Here is an 18,697-nt window from a genome sequence, read left to right on the forward strand (position 1 = left end):
TGTTCGATTTCGCATTTTGCGCTATAATCGTAAGGAACGTGTTGCTATAAACGACAAAGGAGCGGACTTCTCATGCCTTCCCATATTTTCGATAAACAATTAGTGCTTCATTGTTCAGAACAAGTGATAAACATGCTTTCCCCTGAAACAGAGGAACAACGTGAATGGATGAAAAAAGGGTTTCTTTTATATAGACAAGGAAACGTGTTTAATGTCAAGCAAGAAGGAATATTTATTACGGCGGCAGTTGAGGACGTAAAGCGCGCATATGTCAAGCTTGATTTGGAATATTTCCAGCTGTCAAGCTGCTCCTGTTCTAATGAGTTTCCATGCCGTCATCTCATTGCTGTTTTTTTATATATTTATGCATTAACAGACGATCTCGGTGACTTTTTTAACAAGTGGAAAGAAAAACCGAATAAAAAGCTGGCCGTGTTGAAGGAGGAAGGCTTGATTCAAAAAGGAATGAAGCCGAGTGAACAACCGGCCGACGATTGGGCGGAGCTTTTTAAAGGCGAACTGGACAATGTTGAAACACTCTTCGGTACACAAAGAATTTACGCGATTTGGTATAAAGTGTATCCTCTTCTGAAAAAGAAGGAGCCTAAAAACCGAGGGTTAAAACCTCTCTACCATATCATGCTGGCAAGTAGTCTGCTTGTTGAAATTTGCCGCTTTTGCCATCAAAACGAAACAAATACAAATTCGCCAGCTCTTTTCCAATACGCTGCTCAAGTGATAGAAGAATTGCAGCTTGAGATCATTGAACATGTAAAGCAAATAAAAACAACGCCTTTACCTTTTTCCGCTGATCCCATTTTACATGACATGAGGGATCACATCCGCGAGCTTTTGTTTTGCGGCAAAGCTTTTCTCTATGAGCGAGTCGTTATTTACCGGATCATCTGGGAGTATTTACTGAACCGAAAAAAGTGGATGGAAGAAGAGCGGACGATTCTTGAACATCGAAAAGATGATGAAATGAAAAAAGGCGGTTTGTTCATTCTTGAATGCGAACTCGCTATTTTCCATTTTGATTTTTTGGACAAAAACGATGACCGCATCATCCATTATTTGAACGAAACTGAGCTTCCACTTTTGCCGTTATTGTTTGATTGGATTATATCGATGAATAAAAGAAAAGAATTTAAACGGTTCCGAAAATGGGTTCCGGTAATTCTTGATCAAGCCAATTTGTATATTCAAGTAGAATATTTTTACGATCGACAAGAAACGATATATTATTTATTAAATGAGTTTGAACATTACCGTGCTCAAGTTGGGGATGACGAGACGTTCGAACACGCTTGCCGAAAGCTTCTTCCGTACAGCTATGCAGTTTATCATGAATATTTAATTGAAAGAGGCCTGTTTCATACATGGGCGGAGCTTCAGCTTTCGATCGGTTTCTCTCTAGATGATGTAGAGAGCCGGCTTCTTACTGTCATTGAAAAAAAAGCACCCGGTGTGCTGCTTCCCCTATTGCATCAAGAAATTGCCGGCAAAATCGCTGCAAAAAACCGATCAAGCTACAAAGACGCTGTGAAATATTTAAAAAGGCTGAAACGCGTTTATAAAAAAATGGGCGATATGGACACTTGGGAACACTATTTTCAGCATATTACGAGCGAGTATAAACGCCTTCGCGCTTTTCAAGAGGAGCTCGTAAAAGGAAAATTGATGTAATACACAGCTTAAATATCAAAAGTATTCAACAGAAAAGGAAGTGGGGACATGTTCACCACAACTAGTCTTGTGATTTGTGCTGAGAAAATCGGAGATCATCAATACAGCATTTGGTGTACAGATGAAGCTGGCACCTTTCTTTCGCTTAAGCAATGGCAGCAATACGCATTTATTTGGCATACTTCTTCCTTTTATGGCACCGATTTGCGTGTATCAGACAATTGTATTCTGCTTTCGCCGTGGCAGGCGGTCGAATTTTTTGGCAAACAACCGGTCAACTCTTTGCTCAATATTTCCTTTTCCAGCGATCTTGCCTATACATTGCAAACAGCTGAACTGATTTTTCAGCTTGTTCAGACCGGTAACTTCATGCCTGACTATTCATCTTGGCAAAAAGGAAAGATGGGCTGGAAGCCGAAGGATAAAACGGTTAAGGAAATTGATCTTCCATGGTTTTCCGCTGCCGTTTCTGACCTTTTGGAAAGAAGCGCAGGAGCGAAACGTGCTTGGGATCAGCTTGTCGAAACATATCCTTTGCTCACATCATTTGAAGGGCATTTTCTTGACGAACAGGACTGGCTTGAGAAAATAGGCTGGCGATTAAACGATCGGCCGTTTCAAATCGGCGTCCGTTTAAATGAACCTGAACAGGATGGTGGCATTTGGAAGCTGGAAATGTTTTTGCGAGACCAAACAGACAAAGATTCTTTGCTTCTATACAAAGGGAAAAGCTCGCTGCCGGCTAAATGGCGGAAATATACGGACACAATTGAGCGTGAACAACAGCGCCTTACTGCAATCGTCCCATGGCTTGCATTTGAAAATGGAGAAGCTCTATTAAGCGAACAGGAGGCGTGGCGTTTTTTATTTGAAGCAAGCGAAACATTCATCAAATCAGGCGTCGAGATTCTTTTGCCATCCTGGTGGCAGGCGGTGAAGCAATCAAGCCTGGCATTGAAAGCGCATGTGAATACCGTCCCGAAAGGAAGATCGTTTGTCGGGATGAATTCCCTCATCGACTTTAATTGGCGGATCGCAACAAACGGCGTGGAGCTGACCGAAGAGGAATTTGAACAGCTGGTTGAGCACAAACGGCGGCTCGTCAACATACGGGGAAAATGGATCATGCTTGATCCGTCAATGATCGAGCAGATGAAAAAAATGCTGAAGCGTGCAGAAAAAGAAGGCCTCCACATTTTTGATATTTTAGAGCAGGAATTTGGGCGAAATCGCGAAGAGGGGGACGAGCTAGAGCGCCCATTTGCTGGGATCGAAATCAAATTAAACAGCACATTGAAAAAAATGGTGAAGCAGCTGGGGGAGCTTTCGGAAATCCCTTCCGTAAGCATGCCGAAGCATTTCGCCGGCACCCTCAGACCTTATCAAAAACAAGGCTTGGATTGGCTGTTATTTTTACGCCGCTTCGGTTTTGGCGCGTGTTTGGCAGACGATATGGGGCTCGGGAAAACAGTGCAGATGATTGCTTATTTTCAATATGTGAAGGAACGGGAGAAGCCGGAAACGCCCGCACTGATCATCGTGCCGACGTCCGTGCTCGGCAATTGGCAAAAGGAAATAGAAAAATTCGCGCCTCAATTAAACGTTTATTTACATTACGGCCAAAACCGGAAAAAAGGCGAAGCATTTCAAAAAAAGGTTTTGGGCTCCGATATTGTTTTGACATCTTACGGCTTAAGCCACGTTGATTTTGACGAACTTTCTTCTGTTCATTGGTCCAGCCTCTGCATCGATGAAGCGCAAAATATTAAAAACGCCCATACGAAACAATCGCGATCTATCCGGAAATTGAACAGCCATCAGCGCATTGCGCTGACAGGAACGCCGATAGAAAACCGTTTGACGGAGCTTTGGGCCATTTTTGATTTTATCAATAAAGGTCTTTTAGGAAGCCTTCACCAATTTCAGAAGCAATATGTGCTTCCGATCGAAAAAGGGGAAAAACCGGACAAAATTCAAAAACTGCGCAGCATGATCAGGCCGTTTCTGCTTCGAAGAACAAAACGCGATGAGCATGTCGCACTGAATTTACCGGAAAAACAAGAACAGAAGGAGTACGTGCCGCTCACCGTCGAGCAGGCATCATTATATGAACAGCTTGTCAAAGACACACTTGAGGAAGTAATGAAAGCGGACGGCTTCGAGCGGAAAGCACTCATTTTAAAAATGCTGGGCAAGCTGAAACAAATTTGCAATCACCCCGCTCTTTATTTGAAGGAAGAGGCTGTTTCTACTCTTCAAGGCCGGTCTCATAAAATCGATAAGCTGCTTGAATTAGTTGAAGCTATTTTGAATCAAGACGAAAGCTGTTTAATTTTTACCCAGTACATTCAAATGGGGAAAATGCTGAAAAACTTGCTTGAAAAAACATTTAAAATAGACGTTTTATTTTTGCACGGAGGCTTATCCAAAACAGAAAGGGACAAACTTGTCGAGACGTTTCAAAATGGAGGCAGCCGCTTGTTTATTTTGTCGCTGAAAGCCGGAGGCACAGGATTAAATTTGACAGCCGCCAACCACGTCATCCATTTTGACCGTTGGTGGAACCCGGCCGTTGAAAACCAGGCAACCGACCGCGCCTACCGCATCGGCCAAAAGCGGTTTGTCCACGTGCATAAACTGATTACTACCGGCACAATTGAAGAGAAAATCGACGACATGATCGAGAAAAAACAAGCATTAAACGAAGAGCTGATCCAAAGCGACAACTGGATCACCGAACTTTCCACAGAAGAATTGAAGGACTTAATTGCACTCAGAAATGAAGAAAGACGATAAAGCGTGTCTGCATCGATCGAAAACGACTGAGGAATAAAAAAAGAGATAAAGTGTTAAGGTTTTTTTAAATGTAAAGCTTTTTAAAAAGTGACCGTGTCTACTTTAGCGACTTCTTTTGTCAAAGTTTGAAAGCAAAGGGATTATTCCATTCTTAAGCTGTTAAAAAAGGAGGGAATCTTCTTGGCAAAAAAAGATTCTAAAACGGAAGCACATGCCCCGGAATGGGAAAAACTTTATGAAGAATTAATAAAAGCTGCAAATAAATAAGAACTCTTTTAACCACTCTTTTTGGGAGTGAGCAGCGGAGTCTATACACCACAAAAAAAGATCTGGGAGTCTTATCAATTTTAATGAGGCTGAGGCAAAGACCGAAAGCTGGAAGCAGTCTCGACGAAACAGCATAAATACATTAAAAGGAAGCCAAGAATGGAGCGGTTGAAGCTTTTATAAAATGAAGCATCATTTTCATCTCTAAAAAATTTGAACAAAATGTATCAAAACGTCATTTCTAAAAAACGGCTCTTGCCTTTCATTAGCTGATAATTCCTTTCCTCTCAACAAAACAGCCAGCCTCAAAAAAACGGCTGGCCAAAGGTTGAGGGAGCTTTTAGGGGATGCCTTGTGATTTTTTCTTTTCACTGGAAGGAAAAAAGCGGACGACTTAGCTAACGGAAGTCCATTTTCGATTTGTGTCAAAAGGTGGACTTTCTTCTCATAAGATTGATTTACGTTTCTTCTGCGGAATCAAAAGCAAACTTACTTTACATCAAACATGCCTTATTTTGCTGAGGACGAAAGGATTGTTTTTCCTCTAAAGTCAGACTTACTATGCCTCAGACTGTTCAGGTGCGGATTCCGGATCGAAAAGCTCTCTTGCCCGTATTCTTTGCGGCGGAGTGCCCATAAATCGAACGGAATCCGCAACAACTTCTGTTACGTACACTTTTTTGCCCTCGCTGTTTTCATAGTTTCGCGTTTGAATTCTTCCGATTACGCCAACGATCGATCCTTTCCGGCAGTAATTTGCAGTATTTTCAGCTGTTCGTCTCCAAAGTGTACAATGAACAAAATCTGTGTCGATTTCCCCTGCCGCATTGCGAAAGTTGCGGCTCACAGCCAGCGTAATATTGGCAACAGGAGCCCCTTCACTTGTATAGCGGATTTCAGGATCTTTCGTTAATCGACCGACGAGCGTCACATGGTTGATCACATCATCCCTCCCTTCTCGTAATGTGCACCCTTATTGTAGCTGAAGTTAAAAAAATAGAAAAATGTCTATTTTTAGATTTTTCCGCCTTTAACGACGTTGATTTTCTCATTTTCCTATAGCTATTTTTCGAAAATAAACAACGATTTATTAATTTTCGCGATTTTTCATATTTTTTGTCGCAATGAAGGAAAAATGATTCGACCCATAGATGTGTATGTTCTGCAAGAGCTTTGAGAAGATTGGAGAAGATTTCATTTGCTCATCGATGATTTCTTCTTTATAGCGAAGAGTTGTGTGGTCGTATGTAAACAATTGAACATAAAACTGCTTTTCTTGCATACCAAACATTACCCGCAATATTGACAATTTATCCTCCATTTGAAAATATACATCAATTACCGCATCGCTCGGGATTTGAAAATAATGATAGCTAAGCTCATTTTCGGAAAAATCGCCAATCCTCAACATCATGAATTCCTTATTTCTAGTTCTATTTTCATGACCGCGGATAATATGAATTTTTTTGAGTTTATATTTCGTCATCAAATCCCCCCTTAGGCCTTTTTAAAAAAGTATAATCCTTAATGTCAAAATTATCTATATTTACGAAATATTTGTAATATATGTATTTTAGTTCATTTTTCCTATAAAATGTCGAAAATTCTCCTTATCTCTTGTATTTTCTTCATTTTTCAATTTCGTTCTAATACTGAACGTTTATTTTATTGATCTTATTACGATCTGACGATGCCTTCTTTTTCCTTTACCATATTTTTTAATGGTATGGAAAAGTTGGTGGAATCGTGAACGCACAGCAAAAATTTCAAATGAATATGAAATTTTTCCGAAAAGAAAAAGGATGGACTCAGAAACAGCTGGCCGAAAAATTGAATATGACAAGATCAGTAATCAGCAAATTGGAAACTGGAGTGCAGCAGCCTAGTCTGGAGCAGCTTGTTTCGATTAGTGAAGCACTCGAAATCAGCATTGATCATCTAGTTGGTCAAGGCGGTACCCCGAGCATGTTGGCAGAAGTGCTTGAACCATATCGGTCAGAAAAACATTTGGAGGAAGTAATTGACTTTTTAATAAAACATCCCAATTTATACGATGCGATTAAAAAATTAGCGAAAACGAATCATAATCAACAGCAATTATCCCAGTATGTTGCTACGATGATTCATGAACTGTTGAAAATAGAGTAAAGGCTGACTTTTGTCAAGCCTTTTTTATTTTATGTTATAATAAAGCATAAACTCTAGTTGGGGGCCTTGAACCATGAAAACCTTTAAGCTTGTCGAATTGAAAGTTGAGAGGAAAGATCAGGAAAACCGCATCGAAAATTTACCTCTTGCTGATGGGCTGATCATTAATAAAGAGGACGGCGAAAATTCGTGGTTAATTGAGGCGCTTCTTTCTAAACAGTTTCGTCCTTATTTTGAACACCATTTGCAAAATAATGATGAACTCAAGCTTTTAGCCACGATTACTAAAAAAAATAACAGACCCGCTCATATCATTGCAAAAATTCGTTCGATCACTATGTTAAAGGATCATATTTCTGTCCTATTTGACGGCAGAATTTATAATAACCGAACTTCCAAACAGGAAGCAGAAATGGTCCTCAGAGAACTAATTTCAAAAGGTCTATCCGGACAAGAGCTGCTGGAGGCATTTAGTAAAGCAATCAATAAAATCAATGATCCGAAAGTAAAATGCCGATTTAAAAAAAATTGAATAGTCCTCCATGAAAAAGGATAGTCATGCGTATTTAATGAGAAAGCCAACAAAAATCCTTGGACCAGATTTGCCTAGATGAAACCGCAGATGCTCCACATCTAATCAATTTTAACTTAAATCAGTTATGAGACACCTCATTTAACTCCTAAAAATAAAATAGAAGGCACAGACGGCCTTCTTCAATTATTGATTTTCTTGTTCTTCGTTGTTTTCGTCATTATTATCGTCGGCAGTATCATCTTGATTGTTATCAGCACCTTCTTCATCATCCGGTGGCAATTCTTCATCTAAAGTATTCCCGTTATTGTCTTCATCTGTTGGACCTGTATTTTCTTCTGTATCGTTATTATTGTCCGGAGGGACCTCATCATTCGTATTGCACCCTGTCACCACCATCAACGCCATTAGCATGCTAAATAACATGTACATCCATTTCTTTTTCATATGATTGCTCCTTTCTTATTGTTATACGTTCTTAACATGCCCAAGTATTTTTAACACATTCAACAAATTTTTCTAAAACACAGATTGAATTTTTCAACCTTCAGTATATGATGACATAGATTGAAGAAAGGATAAGAAGAAATATTCGTAAAAGAACGATTTCGAAAATAAACTTTTGCAATCCAACATTTTCATATCCAAATGTAAGAGAAAACACTTTAGAAGGGCTCATAATCGGGGAAAAACAAACGAAAGCCATATTTTCAACATCAGAAGAAATAAAAAATGAAGATATAGAGATGAATACACCGTACTGGAGCACATCGAAAATTTTGGGAGAGAATACAGAAAGAAGATCTTTTAAGATGCAAGTACATTCAAATTGAGGTCAATACAACAGACTTCTTGAACTTATGAAAAAAGCGGCAGTCTAATGTGCTTATTTAATAAAAAACAGATGCCATTTGAAGGCACCCGTTTATTTCACAGCAAATGTTAATTCAGCTTCACAAGCGATTTCGTCATCAACCTTTGCAATTCCTTTTGCTTTTCCGATCGGACCCCGCTGTGCGATCATTTCCACTTCCAGTTTTAGTTGATCCCCGGGGCGTACTTGTCTTTTAAAACGGCATTTATCAATGCCAGCAAAAAGAGGGAGCTTCCCTTTATATTCTTCTTTTTTCATCATGGCAACGCCGCCTACTTGAGCCAGTGCTTCAACGATCAAAACGCCTGGCATAACCGGATAATCCGGATAATGTCCGTTAAAAAACGGTTCATTAATTGTGACATTTTTGATGCCGACCGCCCGCTTGCCTTCCTCTAATTCAACAACTCGATCGACTAGCAAAAACGGATATCGATGTGGTATGATCTCTTTTATTTGCTGAATATCCAACATGAAGATGCCTCCTTAAGGATTAAAACGATAGTCTGTTTCCGCAGCTTTTTATGGCTCTAATAAACGATTTATGCCCCATTTTTTCGTCTCCCGATCTCCGGCATCTGAGCAATGCATCAGCTCGTTTCTTAGAACCAGTCTTGCAGAAGGTCTTAACAAGAAGGAAAATTCCCCCAGCCTTTCATCAAGTATATTAGAATTACGCGTCCTTTTCAACAAGATCTATGATGTGCTGCCATGTAGACGGTTTAAGTGCATCTAGTGGACGTCCGTCCCCCAACACTCCATATCCGATTATCGCACCGATTGCCATGCTGATGACCATTCCAAAAACAAGTAAAATGAGACGAAGCCAAATTGGAATAAGCCGGACTCGTGTGCGCGTTTTTCTCTTGACTCCGTCCTCTTTTTTCGCTTTTTTCCGTTCTTCCCTTGTTAAAATATCAACTTTTTCCTGAGCAGCCATCATAAAAACTCCCTTAAAAAAATAACAAGTTTTAAAAAGCTGATACAGCAGCTTCTTTTAAGGTCAAAGATCAAAAAGACCTATTTCTATATTCACGGTGAACTACTCGTTTAAGGCTAGAGGTAAAACTTGTTAAATTGCATTTTGCCGATTTTCAACTGTTCAACACAATTGCAGAAATCACTCTATTACCTCACCGTGTTGATTAGTCCAAGCATTTGATCGCCGATCGTGATTGACCGAGCATTTAGTTGGTAGGAGCGTTGTGCGATCATTAAGTCTGTAATTTCTTGAGTCAGGTCGACATTTGAGCTTTCCAGAGCCCCTTGCCGCATGCCGATTTCCGTCCGCAAATCCCCTTCCAAATTCGTCAGCACATCTGTGATGGGCACGTTTCCTAATTGCTGTAAGCCGTATATATTATTGCCGAGTGAAATCATCATGCTCGGACGATCTACTCTGACAACTCCAAGATTAACCGTTTGCGGCAGTTCTCCTTCATTCCGTGACGCTGCTGTAAGCGTCCCGTTTGCAGAAATGACAATATCTCGAATATCTCCGTCCAAGTAAATCGGGTTTTGATTTTCATCAAGCACTCGGTAGCCGTCTTTCGTCACAAGCATAAGGCGGTTCGTACCATCGTTTGCAGGAGATAAATAAAGAGCACCGTCTCTTGTATACCGGACCTCGCCGTCTACTTCCACTTGTAAAAACTGATCCTTGTGTAAAAGCGCAACATCTAGCTCTCTGCCTGTCGTTTTAATAGCGCCTTGATGAAAGACAAGCTGTTTATCCAGTCTGGCGCCGACGCCAAGACGAAGGCCGTAATCAGTCAATCTGCCTGTTTCTTTTTGAAGATCCGGCTGATTGTTCAGCTCTTGTCTCATCAATTCGTGAAAGGTTGTGCTCGTTTTTTTATAACCGTTTGTATCGATATTCGCTAAGTTATGACCGATTGCATCCAATTGCTGCTGTAACTGATTCATCGTATTAGTCGCTGTAATCATTGAGCGGAGCATTTACAACACCTCTTTGTCAGCCGATGCGGCCGATTTCATTGACTGCTTTGTCCATACTTCTGTCATATGCTTGCAGCACCTTCTGATTTGCTTCAAAAGAACGATAGGCTGTCAGCATATCCGTATAAGCCCTTGCAACATCAACGTTGGAACGTTCAATATATCCTTGGCGCAGCACATATTGCACATTGCCGTTTCCAATTGCACTTGGCAGCTCTGTTCCGTCAGCCGTTCGAAACAAGCCGTTCCCTTCATTGACAAGATTGCGGACATCATCTTCAAACCGAATGTCGATCGTTTGACCTGTGTATTGTCCGTTTTCCAGAACTTCTCCTTCAGGCGTAATAGTAAAATCGTTTCCTTCAATAATAATCGGCGTTCCGGCTACAGACAGGACAGGGTTTCCTGCCATTGTCAGGCGGCCTTGCTCATCAATCGTAAAGTGGCCGTTTCTCGTATATTTCACTTCACCATTTCCCGTTTCAACAGCAAAAAAGAGAGTGCCTTTTAAATTCGTTTCTTCATGAATTGGAACTGCTTCTTCTACTAAAGCTACATCAGTCGGCAAATCAGTTGCACGGATATCCCCTTGGGTAAATAGTGGAATCAATTCTTGCATATAAACGCCTGTATTGACAGATCCAACTTCCGAAATATTTGTCACACCGTTTTTTGTTTCAATTCTTGACAAAAGCATTTCCGGAAAAGCCCGTATTGCAGCCCGGTCAGATTTATATCCCGGCGTGTTAGCATTGGCAATATTGTTCGAAAGCATTTCCGCATGGCGCTGCTGTGTGAGCATTCCTGCTGCAGCTGTATAGAATCCTCGAAGCATGATTTTTCACCCCATCCAACAAATCCGACATGTTCTCCTAATTTTATATTATAAAGGACTTTTCGATGATTCTCATTACAATTTTTTTATTATCTTATAGGTAAAAGATCACAATTTTCTGATAGGTCTTTTATCTTCCGTCTCCTTTCCAAACTGTTCATAAAGAAAAATATCATTTGGATGTTGGGAGCTGAATGGGTATGTAAAAGCAGGATTGGTCTTTCAGATTTGAATCGAGTAGGAGGGAGCGATTAACTCCCGTCCTCTCACACCACCGTACGTACGGTTCCGTATACGGCGGTTCAATTAAGATAATTGACGCAAGTCTTTATAACTTCCGTGAATAGCTGTTCTCTTTATGCCAGTGGTCACTCCACCCTCCAAGAGATCTCCCACGGGATTCACCGCTTCCTCCCTCAAGTGAGGTACTACGTTTTCTGTGTTCATCATGACTCACTGAATGCCAAGGGCTATTCTCTCTTAATTGTTCGGTCCTTCTTAGTTGTTCTAGACCAACTAATACTATGACCTCTGCTGACTTCTGACTGTTCAGCTATCTATCACTAGATAGGTTACCAAGGTTACTTGGCGTGCCAGCCAGACCTCCCCGGGTAAGAGTGTAATCTTTCCTTCCATCCATCTGCTTCATTTACTCTGTATCACCTTCGGCAGAAAGGGCTTTGTTTTGTCTTGCAAACTCACCCAGTGATACCTAGCCTCATATGAAGTTCGTGTTCCGAGAGACCCAAAGTTTGCCGCTCGCTTCCTTCAGATTCCGCGTCACCACGGACACCCTTGCGTTAAGCTAACTGCTACTTCTGCCTTCGCAGCTCGGGACTTTCACCCTATAGATTACACCCATGCCGGGCGCACAAGTAAAAAAATCGGCGTAAAAGCCGATTTCTAAAAAACTTATTGCTACGATTTTGTTATATAAACTTTCTTTTTGGCAGTTTGTCCATGTTTTCAAGCATGATTCCTGTTCCGACAGCAACGCAGTGCAGCGGATCATCCGCTATGGTAACCGGAACCTTCAGCTCTTCAGACAAGAGCAGATCAAGCCCATGCAGGAGTGCTCCGCCGCCTGTTAAAATAACACCGCGGTCAATGATGTCTGCAGACAGCTCAGGAGGTGTGCGCTCCAACACATTTTTAGCTGCTTGAATAATGGCTTCGACAGGTTCTTTTAATGCTTGCTCGATTTCTTTCGACCTAATAGTGATCGTCCGAGGCAGTCCTGTGACCATATCACGACCCCGAATATCGATTTCTTCGTCGCGTGCACCTGGAAATACTGTTGCCGCTTTCACTTTAATATCTTCTGCAGTTCGTTCACCGATCAGAAGCTTATACTCCCGTTTAATATAATTTAAAATTTCAAGATCAAATTTGTCTCCAGCCACTTTCAAGGACGAGGCGGTAACGATATCACCCATGGATAGTACAGCTATGTCCGTCGTCCCGCCGCCAATATCCACCACCATGTTTCCACTCGGCTGGAAAATCTCCATCCCAGCGCCAATTGCAGCTACTTTTGGTTCTTCCTCTAAAAAGACTTGCTTGCCGCCGCATTTTTCAGCTGCCTCTCGGATCGCTTTCCGCTCCACTGAAGTAATGTTTGTCGGGCAGCAAATTAAAATCCGCGGCTTTGATATAATGCCTTTGACATTTAACTTATTCAAAAAATGTTTGAGCATTGTTTCTGTAATATCAAAATCTGCGATGACACCATCCTTCAGCGGGCGTATGGCAACAATATTGCCAGGTGTACGGCCAACCATACGTCTCGCTTCCTCGCCAACCGCTAACACCTTTCCGTTGTTGCGGTCAAGTGCCACAACAGAAGGCTCATTTAACACAATGCCTCTGCCCTTTACATGAATCAGCACATTTGCTGTTCCTAGGTCGATTCCTACATCTTTTGAAAACATATTATTATGATCCTCCCTTGCCAATCATCATCTCTCCAACTAATATCCTAATTTCTTATTGTATCATATAATTGCATAAAAAGTATGATTTTGTAAAAAAAGACAAGATTTTCGGAGAGTTTTGTCGGTTGGCGTCGAGAATCATCATCGTTTTATCGGTTCTTTTTGCTGTTCTTCTTTTTTATATTTTAATTTTGTTGCTTCTCCGCCACGAAGATGGCGAATCGATTTATGATAATCTAGTATTTTCTTTACTTCGTTTGCTAAATCAGGATTTATCTCCGGCAGCCTTTCCGTTAAATCTTTATGGACGGTACTCTTGGAAACGCCAAACTCTTTCGCGATTACACGAACAGTTTTTTTCGTCTCCACGATATACTTTCCAATCTTGATTGTGCGTTCTTTGATGTAATCGTGCACACCACTCGACCTCCCTAATGTGGATGTGAGAAGTGTGAAATGAGATTCGCATGCACAGTGTATACAGCTATATACATGATGTAGAATCTAAAGTTGCCATTTTTGCTGTATTGATCATCTATCTCCACGATCCCTCACCTCAAACACTCTCTTGTTAGGTTTGTAACATTTTATTAGCTTGGGTGAAGATATATTCTTGAAAAGTCAAGAAGGACAAGGGATTTATGAAAATTTATTTTCCACTTAAAGTCGAGGGCATGTTTCGACACTTTTCATTGATTAGTTTTTCGACGATATGCGCCAATCATTTTCCGGGAAATATGTATAATTCCAGTGAAAAAAAGAAAACATCTGCTCCTTTTTGGAACAGATGTCGAGAAATGGGGAATGGTTTGATTCTTATGACAAAACAGAAAAACATTTTTGATGAGCTCTTCGGCAATGTGGACAAGTTCTCTCTTGCTTTTTTATGTTCCTAAAATATTTGACTTGTTCAGGCTTTTATTAGCGCAGATTACTGAAATTGTTCAGACCTTATAGGGTCGTATTTAATAAAATTTCGTTCAATGATCCTACATGTTCACTTTCCAACTTTCGTTTATTCATCATATATGCCAGCTCCGACTGAAATTTGGCGCATGATGCGCATCTGCTCAAGATAAAGCTTTTGAGCCTCTTGAACGGAAACCGGCTGAAAGCGAATCTTTGCCCCTGGCACTGCTTGAGCAACGTACATCAAATCCACTGTAATAACTGTTCCGATTCTCGTATATCCGCCCGTTGTTTGCCGATCAGCCATTAAAATGATCGGCTGTCCGTCAGCAGGTATTTGAATTCCGCCAAGGGGAGCAGCTTCCGACAAAATGTCGGCAGGCTTTCTATGAGAAATTTTCGGCCCTTTCAGCCGATAGCCCATTCTGTCCGATTGCGGTGTGACTTCATATACAGAAGAAAAAAAAGTATCGATTCCTTCTTTTGTAAACGCCTCTTCATGTGGACCCGGGACAATGCGAATGGTCATGTGCTTTTCATATTTCGGGATAAGGGAAGGGGATAACATTCGGCCAATTGTGCTTGTTTTTACAGCATCTGAACCCATGATTACATCCCCTTTTTGAAGGGCTCTTCCATTTAATCCTCCTATTCCCGCTTTTAAGTACGTTGATTTGCTCCCCATGACCTTAGGGACATTAATTCCGCCTGCGATTGCGATATAAGCTCTTGCACCGCTTTTCAAACCGGTAAAAGAAAGCTGATCTCCCTTTTTCAGCAGCACGCTTTTCCATAACGGAGCGTCTTTCCCATTGATTTTTGCCGCTAGATCGCCTCCGCATATCGCAATCACAATATCACGGACGGCCCTTAAGGAAGGACCTGCGATTGTTGCCTCCAGCACCGCTTCATCTTTTCGGTTGCCGACTAAAAGATTTGCGATTTGCATGGAAAACGAATCCATAGCGCCGGCAACAACAACTCCGTATTGCTGATAGCCCGTTCTTCCTAAATCTTGAACAGTCGTTAACAAACCAGGCTTTTCAACTAACAATATTTCTTTCATCATTTTTCGCTCCCGGATTGACAATACGAATATTTTCTTCTTCCAGTCTGCTTTTTAAAGCTTCAGCAAATGCTAATGCCTTCGGACCGTCGCCATGGATGCAGATTGTATCAGCTTGAATGGGGATGTCTTGCCCGTTTATTGCCGCTACTTTTCCCTCCTTCACCATACGGAGAACTCTTTCTACCGCTTCCTCTGGATCGTGTATGATTGCATTTTTTTCTGATCTTGAAGTTAATGTTCCGTCAGGCTGATACGTTCTGTCGGCAAAGACTTCATGCGCGACCGTAAGCCCGATCTTTTCCCCCGCACGGCAAAGGACGCCTCCTGAGAGTCCATATAGGATAAGCGACTCGTCAACATCTTTTACTGCTTGAGCAATCGCCTCCGCTAACGCCTCGTCTTTTGCAGCCATATTGTATAGAGCGCCGTGGGGCTTCACATGGTTCAGCTTCATCCCTTTTGATGCCGCCACAGCCTGCAAAGCTCCAATTTGATAAACGACCATATTGTAGACTTCCTCAGGGGATACTTTCAATTCCCTTCGTCCGAATCCGGCTAAATCGTTCAACCCTGGATGAGCGCCTATCGCCACATCAAACTTTTTCGCAAGCTCTACCGTCCGCATCATGACATTATGGTCGCCGGCATGAAATCCACAAGCAATGTTGGCTGAAGAAATACAGCGAAGCAGTTCTTCATCATTGCCAATTTTAAAATGGCCGAAGCTTTCCCCTAAATCGCTGTTTAAGTCAACAGATATCATGTTTCTGCCGCCTCCTTTTTATATTTGACCACTTTATATGAACCCTTTAGCACCTGCTGTTCAATTTTTTCATATTCTCTTTCCGTAATGGGGACAAATCGGATGTAATCACCGGCTTTTAGCAATATTGGATCTTGTTTCTGCGGATCATACAATTTGACAGGCGTTCTCCCGATGATTTGCCAGCCTCCCGGTGTTTCCAAAGGATAAATCCCTGTTTGCTCCCCGGCAATTCCGATTGAACCGGCAGGAATTCTAGATCTGGGTGTCTTTTTCCTCGGCGCCGCAATTCTTTTGTCCATTCCGCCTAAATATGGAAAACCTGGAACAAACCCAATCATATAAATCAAATAATCGGAGGATGAATGAATCTTCACTACTTCTTCTTCCGACAATCCATTCGTTTCAGCAACAAACTGAATATCTGGTCCTGCCTCCTTGCCATATAATGTCGGAATTTCAATGACTATTGGATCCGGCACTGGCATGCTTTCTATCTTTTCTCCAATTTTTAAAAGCTTTTGAGAAAGTTCATCGTACGAAATAATATTTGGTCGATAAAAAACAGCAAGGGTGGTGTAAGCAGGAACCCATTCGACTATTCCTTCAATGCGGCTTTGTTCCAGCCGATATACATATTGGCGGATTTGTTGATAAATTGCTTCGGAAATCTCCGTGCCGAATTGAATGATGATTCCTGTATCACCAAGCGGTTGAATCGAAAATTCCACCGTTTCCACCCTCCTTTTGAAAAAGTGCTTTTACGCAGCAAAACACTTACTTTTGCAGCTTCTGTGTAAAGCTTGTCAACCCGGCCAAAACGGCTGCTGCGGATGTTTTTTTCAGCACTGGTGGATTGCTGCTGTTAAGCAAGTTTTCCAGTCCACATAAATCGTTAATCGAAACGTTCGTATCAAAAAGAAATCGACATAAAAAAGCCCCTATCACTCAATGGAAGCAAAAATTTATTTAATACTCTGGTACGCAATTAAAATATACATACTCGCAGATGGCAGATCTGATTGAAATTCTTTCGCTGCACAAACTGCCAGAAAAACAGGATCGCCCATAATCATGCAATGAACAATTTTCCGCAGGAAAATTCAACACCAGTCTATAGATTCAGCCAAATTTAAACAGCCGAACAATCATGTTCTAAAAAAGGATTGCAGTTTGCTAAAAAGACGCTTTTTTACTCAACTGGCGAATGAAAAAGAAACTAAAATACTATATTGCGAGCGGAGATACTGTTAATACGTTCAATCGGCTACACGTTTCCCCACTATCACTAAATCTCGCTCAACACCGTCCAGTACCGCTACACGGGGAAAGTGCCCCCAATCGCGGAAGCCATTTTTGTAAAACAGCTTTAAGCTCGGGATGTTGTGCTTGAAAATAAAGCCAAGCAAATTTTTTATTTGGAGGCTTGGAGCCTTTTCTATAGCGGTCTTCAAGGCAAAATCGCCGATTTGTTTTCCCCGGTACTGTTCATCAATGTAAATGCTAATTTCCGCAGTTCCGTTATAAGCAGGCCTTCCATAAAAGGATTGAAAGCTGAGCCAGCCAGCTACGCTTCCATCCTGCTCGATCATCCACAACGGTCTCGTTTTTGGATTGTGCTCATGAAACCACTGTATACGGTCTTCCACTGAAATAGGTTCAGTATCAGCTGTCACCATCCGGCTTGGGATCGTTGAATTGTAGATCGAGACGATTTTAGGCAAGTCATGTATCGTTGCATCTCGAAAGCGAATATTTTCCACGTGCTTCTTCCTTTCTCCTGCTTAGATTGATTCTATTATATATGGAATAAAGTGAATTTTCGATAATCGCTTCACATTATGTTTTTAAAAAATGTTTCGGCAAGCCTGCTTTCTCGCTTGCACCTTACCGTACGTTGTTTCTTGTACCGTTTATGAAAAATTTTTCGGTCTGTTCTTTATGAAAATTTCAGCGCCTATGCTCATTTAATTTTTACCAGATATGATTTAGACAAAAAAAAAACCTACTCGTTTGAGTAGGATTGTATTGGTTAAGGTTTAGTTGTAGAATTATCAGATTTTTCTTGTTCTGAATTTTCTTTTGACTGAGATTGTTCTTCATCAGGCTGAGTTTCATCTGATGGGGCTGTTTCGTCTGAAGTAGCTTCCTCTCCATCTTTATTATCTTCTTTTTGTGCTGCCCCGTCAGAAGGCTCTTCAACAGATTTTTCAGTTAAACTTGTTAACGGCTCGTCCATGTAGTTTAATGGATTGTAGGCTTTACCGTCTTTGCGGATTTCAAAGTGAACATGGACGCCAGCGTCTTTATTGAATTGGTTTTTCCCAGCTTGTCCGATAATTTCTCCTTGTTTAACTTTGTCGCCGACCTGTACTTTCGTATCGGCAAGCGATTGGTAAATGGTTTTTACACCGTTTTCATGTTCAATTTCTACGACATATCCTAAAAGGGAATCTTTTTCAGCTTTTGCAACCGTTCCGCTTAAAGATGCAATGACTTCAAATGCTTTTCCATCATTTGATGCGATATCGATACCTTGATTTGGATGGTATGTGTTATTATGGAAGACAAGTGCCGTTTCTTGTTCTTTTTCTGAAGCATTAAAGTCATAAAAGTTCGTTACTACTTTTACAGCATCAGGATCGATGGCCGGCATTTTGAAGTTTTCGACGGATTGATTTACTTCCACCGATTGATCTTCATTATAGGAAACGTCTGCACCATCGTCCGTTGATAAATCGTTTGCATCATTGTTGCGGATTGCTTGATACCATAAAACGGCTGTTAAAATAACGGCTGCACTGACTAAATAAATAGCAGGAAAAACCCATTTTTTTCTGAAAAACTGTTGGAACTTCGAGCCTTGAGAAGTACGTTTCTTTTCTTCCTCTCTCATTGTTCATCACCTCAGCAACCATTGTGAAC

18 protein-coding genes are annotated in these 18,697 nt (G+C 41.2%); 4 read left to right on the top strand and 14 right to left on the bottom strand.

What is annotated here, in order from left to right; genetic code table 11:
* Positions 1-72: 72 nt before the first annotated feature.
* Positions 73-1,686, top strand: coding sequence for an SWIM zinc finger family protein (locus NSQ71_RS17250; protein ID WP_340734321.1), 1,614 nt, complete (start codon positions 73-75; stop codon positions 1,684-1,686).
* Positions 1,687-1,734: 48 nt separating this feature from the next.
* Positions 1,735-4,482 carry a DEAD/DEAH box helicase gene (locus NSQ71_RS17255; protein WP_340734322.1) on the top strand — a complete coding sequence of 916 codons (2,748 nt, stop codon included), beginning with the start codon at positions 1,735-1,737 and terminating at the stop codon, positions 4,480-4,482.
* A gap of 826 nt (positions 4,483-5,308) precedes the next feature.
* Here NSQ71_RS17255 and NSQ71_RS17260 read toward each other — a convergent pair.
* Positions 5,309-5,692, bottom strand: a complete 384-nt coding sequence (locus NSQ71_RS17260) for a single-stranded DNA-binding protein (RefSeq protein ID WP_311066645.1) — start codon at positions 5,690-5,692, stop codon at positions 5,309-5,311.
* 147 nt (positions 5,693-5,839) lie between these two features.
* Entirely contained in the window at positions 5,840-6,235 is a 396-nt protein-coding gene (locus tag NSQ71_RS17265; protein ID WP_117017298.1) for a hypothetical protein, read from the bottom strand.
* A 260-nt stretch (positions 6,236-6,495) separates the two neighbouring features.
* Between NSQ71_RS17265 and NSQ71_RS17270 the strand changes: the two genes are divergently transcribed.
* Both NSQ71_RS17270 and NSQ71_RS17275 read left to right on the top strand, forming a co-directional pair.
* Complete coding sequence (locus tag NSQ71_RS17270; RefSeq protein WP_066248034.1) at positions 6,496-6,897, top strand: helix-turn-helix domain-containing protein; 402 nt, start codon at positions 6,496-6,498, stop codon at positions 6,895-6,897.
* A 73-nt stretch (positions 6,898-6,970) separates the two neighbouring features.
* Positions 6,971-7,429, top strand: a complete 459-nt coding sequence (locus NSQ71_RS17275; RefSeq protein ID WP_311066646.1) for a YwpF-like family protein — start codon at positions 6,971-6,973, stop codon at positions 7,427-7,429.
* A 186-nt stretch (positions 7,430-7,615) separates the two neighbouring features.
* Here NSQ71_RS17275 and NSQ71_RS17280 read toward each other — a convergent pair whose 3' ends face one another.
* From NSQ71_RS17280 to NSQ71_RS17335, 12 genes are all read right to left on the bottom strand, one after another.
* The gene (locus tag NSQ71_RS17280; protein WP_339193566.1) at positions 7,616-7,876 is read right to left on the bottom strand and encodes a hypothetical protein; all 261 of its coding nucleotides are present in this window, start codon (positions 7,874-7,876) and stop codon (positions 7,616-7,618) included.
* Between the two features lie 478 nt (positions 7,877-8,354).
* Positions 8,355-8,777 carry a 3-hydroxyacyl-ACP dehydratase FabZ gene (fabZ, locus tag NSQ71_RS17285; RefSeq protein ID WP_094244697.1) on the bottom strand — a complete coding sequence of 141 codons (423 nt, stop codon included), beginning with the start codon at positions 8,775-8,777 and terminating at the stop codon, positions 8,355-8,357.
* Between the two features lie 199 nt (positions 8,778-8,976).
* Positions 8,977-9,243, bottom strand: a complete 267-nt coding sequence (locus NSQ71_RS17290) for a DNA-directed RNA polymerase subunit beta (RefSeq protein WP_094244698.1) — start codon at positions 9,241-9,243, stop codon at positions 8,977-8,979.
* Between the two features lie 188 nt (positions 9,244-9,431).
* Positions 9,432-10,262, bottom strand: a complete 831-nt coding sequence (locus NSQ71_RS17295; protein ID WP_063388996.1) for a flagellar hook-basal body protein — start codon at positions 10,260-10,262, stop codon at positions 9,432-9,434.
* A 16-nt stretch (positions 10,263-10,278) separates the two neighbouring features.
* Positions 10,279-11,097: a flagellar hook-basal body protein gene (locus tag NSQ71_RS17300; RefSeq protein WP_063388997.1), complete on the bottom strand. Its 819-nt coding sequence runs from the start codon at positions 11,095-11,097 to the stop codon at positions 10,279-10,281.
* A gap of 929 nt (positions 11,098-12,026) precedes the next feature.
* Positions 12,027-13,028 (bottom strand): rod shape-determining protein, encoded by a 1,002-nt coding sequence (locus tag NSQ71_RS17305; protein ID WP_063388998.1) that lies wholly within the window; start codon positions 13,026-13,028, stop codon positions 12,027-12,029.
* A 144-nt stretch (positions 13,029-13,172) separates the two neighbouring features.
* Positions 13,173-13,448 (bottom strand): sporulation transcriptional regulator SpoIIID, encoded by a 276-nt coding sequence (gene spoIIID / locus NSQ71_RS17310; protein ID WP_063388999.1) that lies wholly within the window; start codon positions 13,446-13,448, stop codon positions 13,173-13,175.
* Positions 13,449-14,046: 598 nt separating this feature from the next.
* Positions 14,047-15,006, bottom strand: a complete 960-nt coding sequence (locus tag NSQ71_RS17315) for a 5-oxoprolinase subunit C family protein (RefSeq protein ID WP_339210636.1) — start codon at positions 15,004-15,006, stop codon at positions 14,047-14,049.
* Positions 14,984-15,772 (bottom strand): LamB/YcsF family protein, encoded by a 789-nt coding sequence (locus tag NSQ71_RS17320; RefSeq protein WP_339210638.1) that lies wholly within the window; start codon positions 15,770-15,772, stop codon positions 14,984-14,986. The genes NSQ71_RS17315 and NSQ71_RS17320 overlap by 23 nt, the downstream gene beginning before the upstream one ends.
* Entirely contained in the window at positions 15,769-16,503 is a 735-nt protein-coding gene (pxpB, locus tag NSQ71_RS17325; protein WP_340734323.1) for a 5-oxoprolinase subunit PxpB, read from the bottom strand. The genes NSQ71_RS17320 and pxpB overlap by 4 nt, the downstream gene beginning before the upstream one ends.
* 528 nt (positions 16,504-17,031) lie before the next feature.
* The gene (locus NSQ71_RS17330) at positions 17,032-17,535 is read right to left on the bottom strand and encodes a GNAT family N-acetyltransferase (RefSeq protein ID WP_066248016.1); all 504 of its coding nucleotides are present in this window, start codon (positions 17,533-17,535) and stop codon (positions 17,032-17,034) included.
* A gap of 269 nt (positions 17,536-17,804) precedes the next feature.
* Positions 17,805-18,668, bottom strand: a complete 864-nt coding sequence (locus NSQ71_RS17335; RefSeq protein WP_340734324.1) for a M23 family metallopeptidase — start codon at positions 18,666-18,668, stop codon at positions 17,805-17,807.
* Positions 18,669-18,697: the final 29 nt, after the last annotated feature.

Source organism: Aeribacillus sp. FSL M8-0235 (genome assembly GCF_038000355.1).
GTDB lineage: Bacteria > Bacillota > Bacilli > Bacillales > Aeribacillaceae > Aeribacillus > Aeribacillus composti.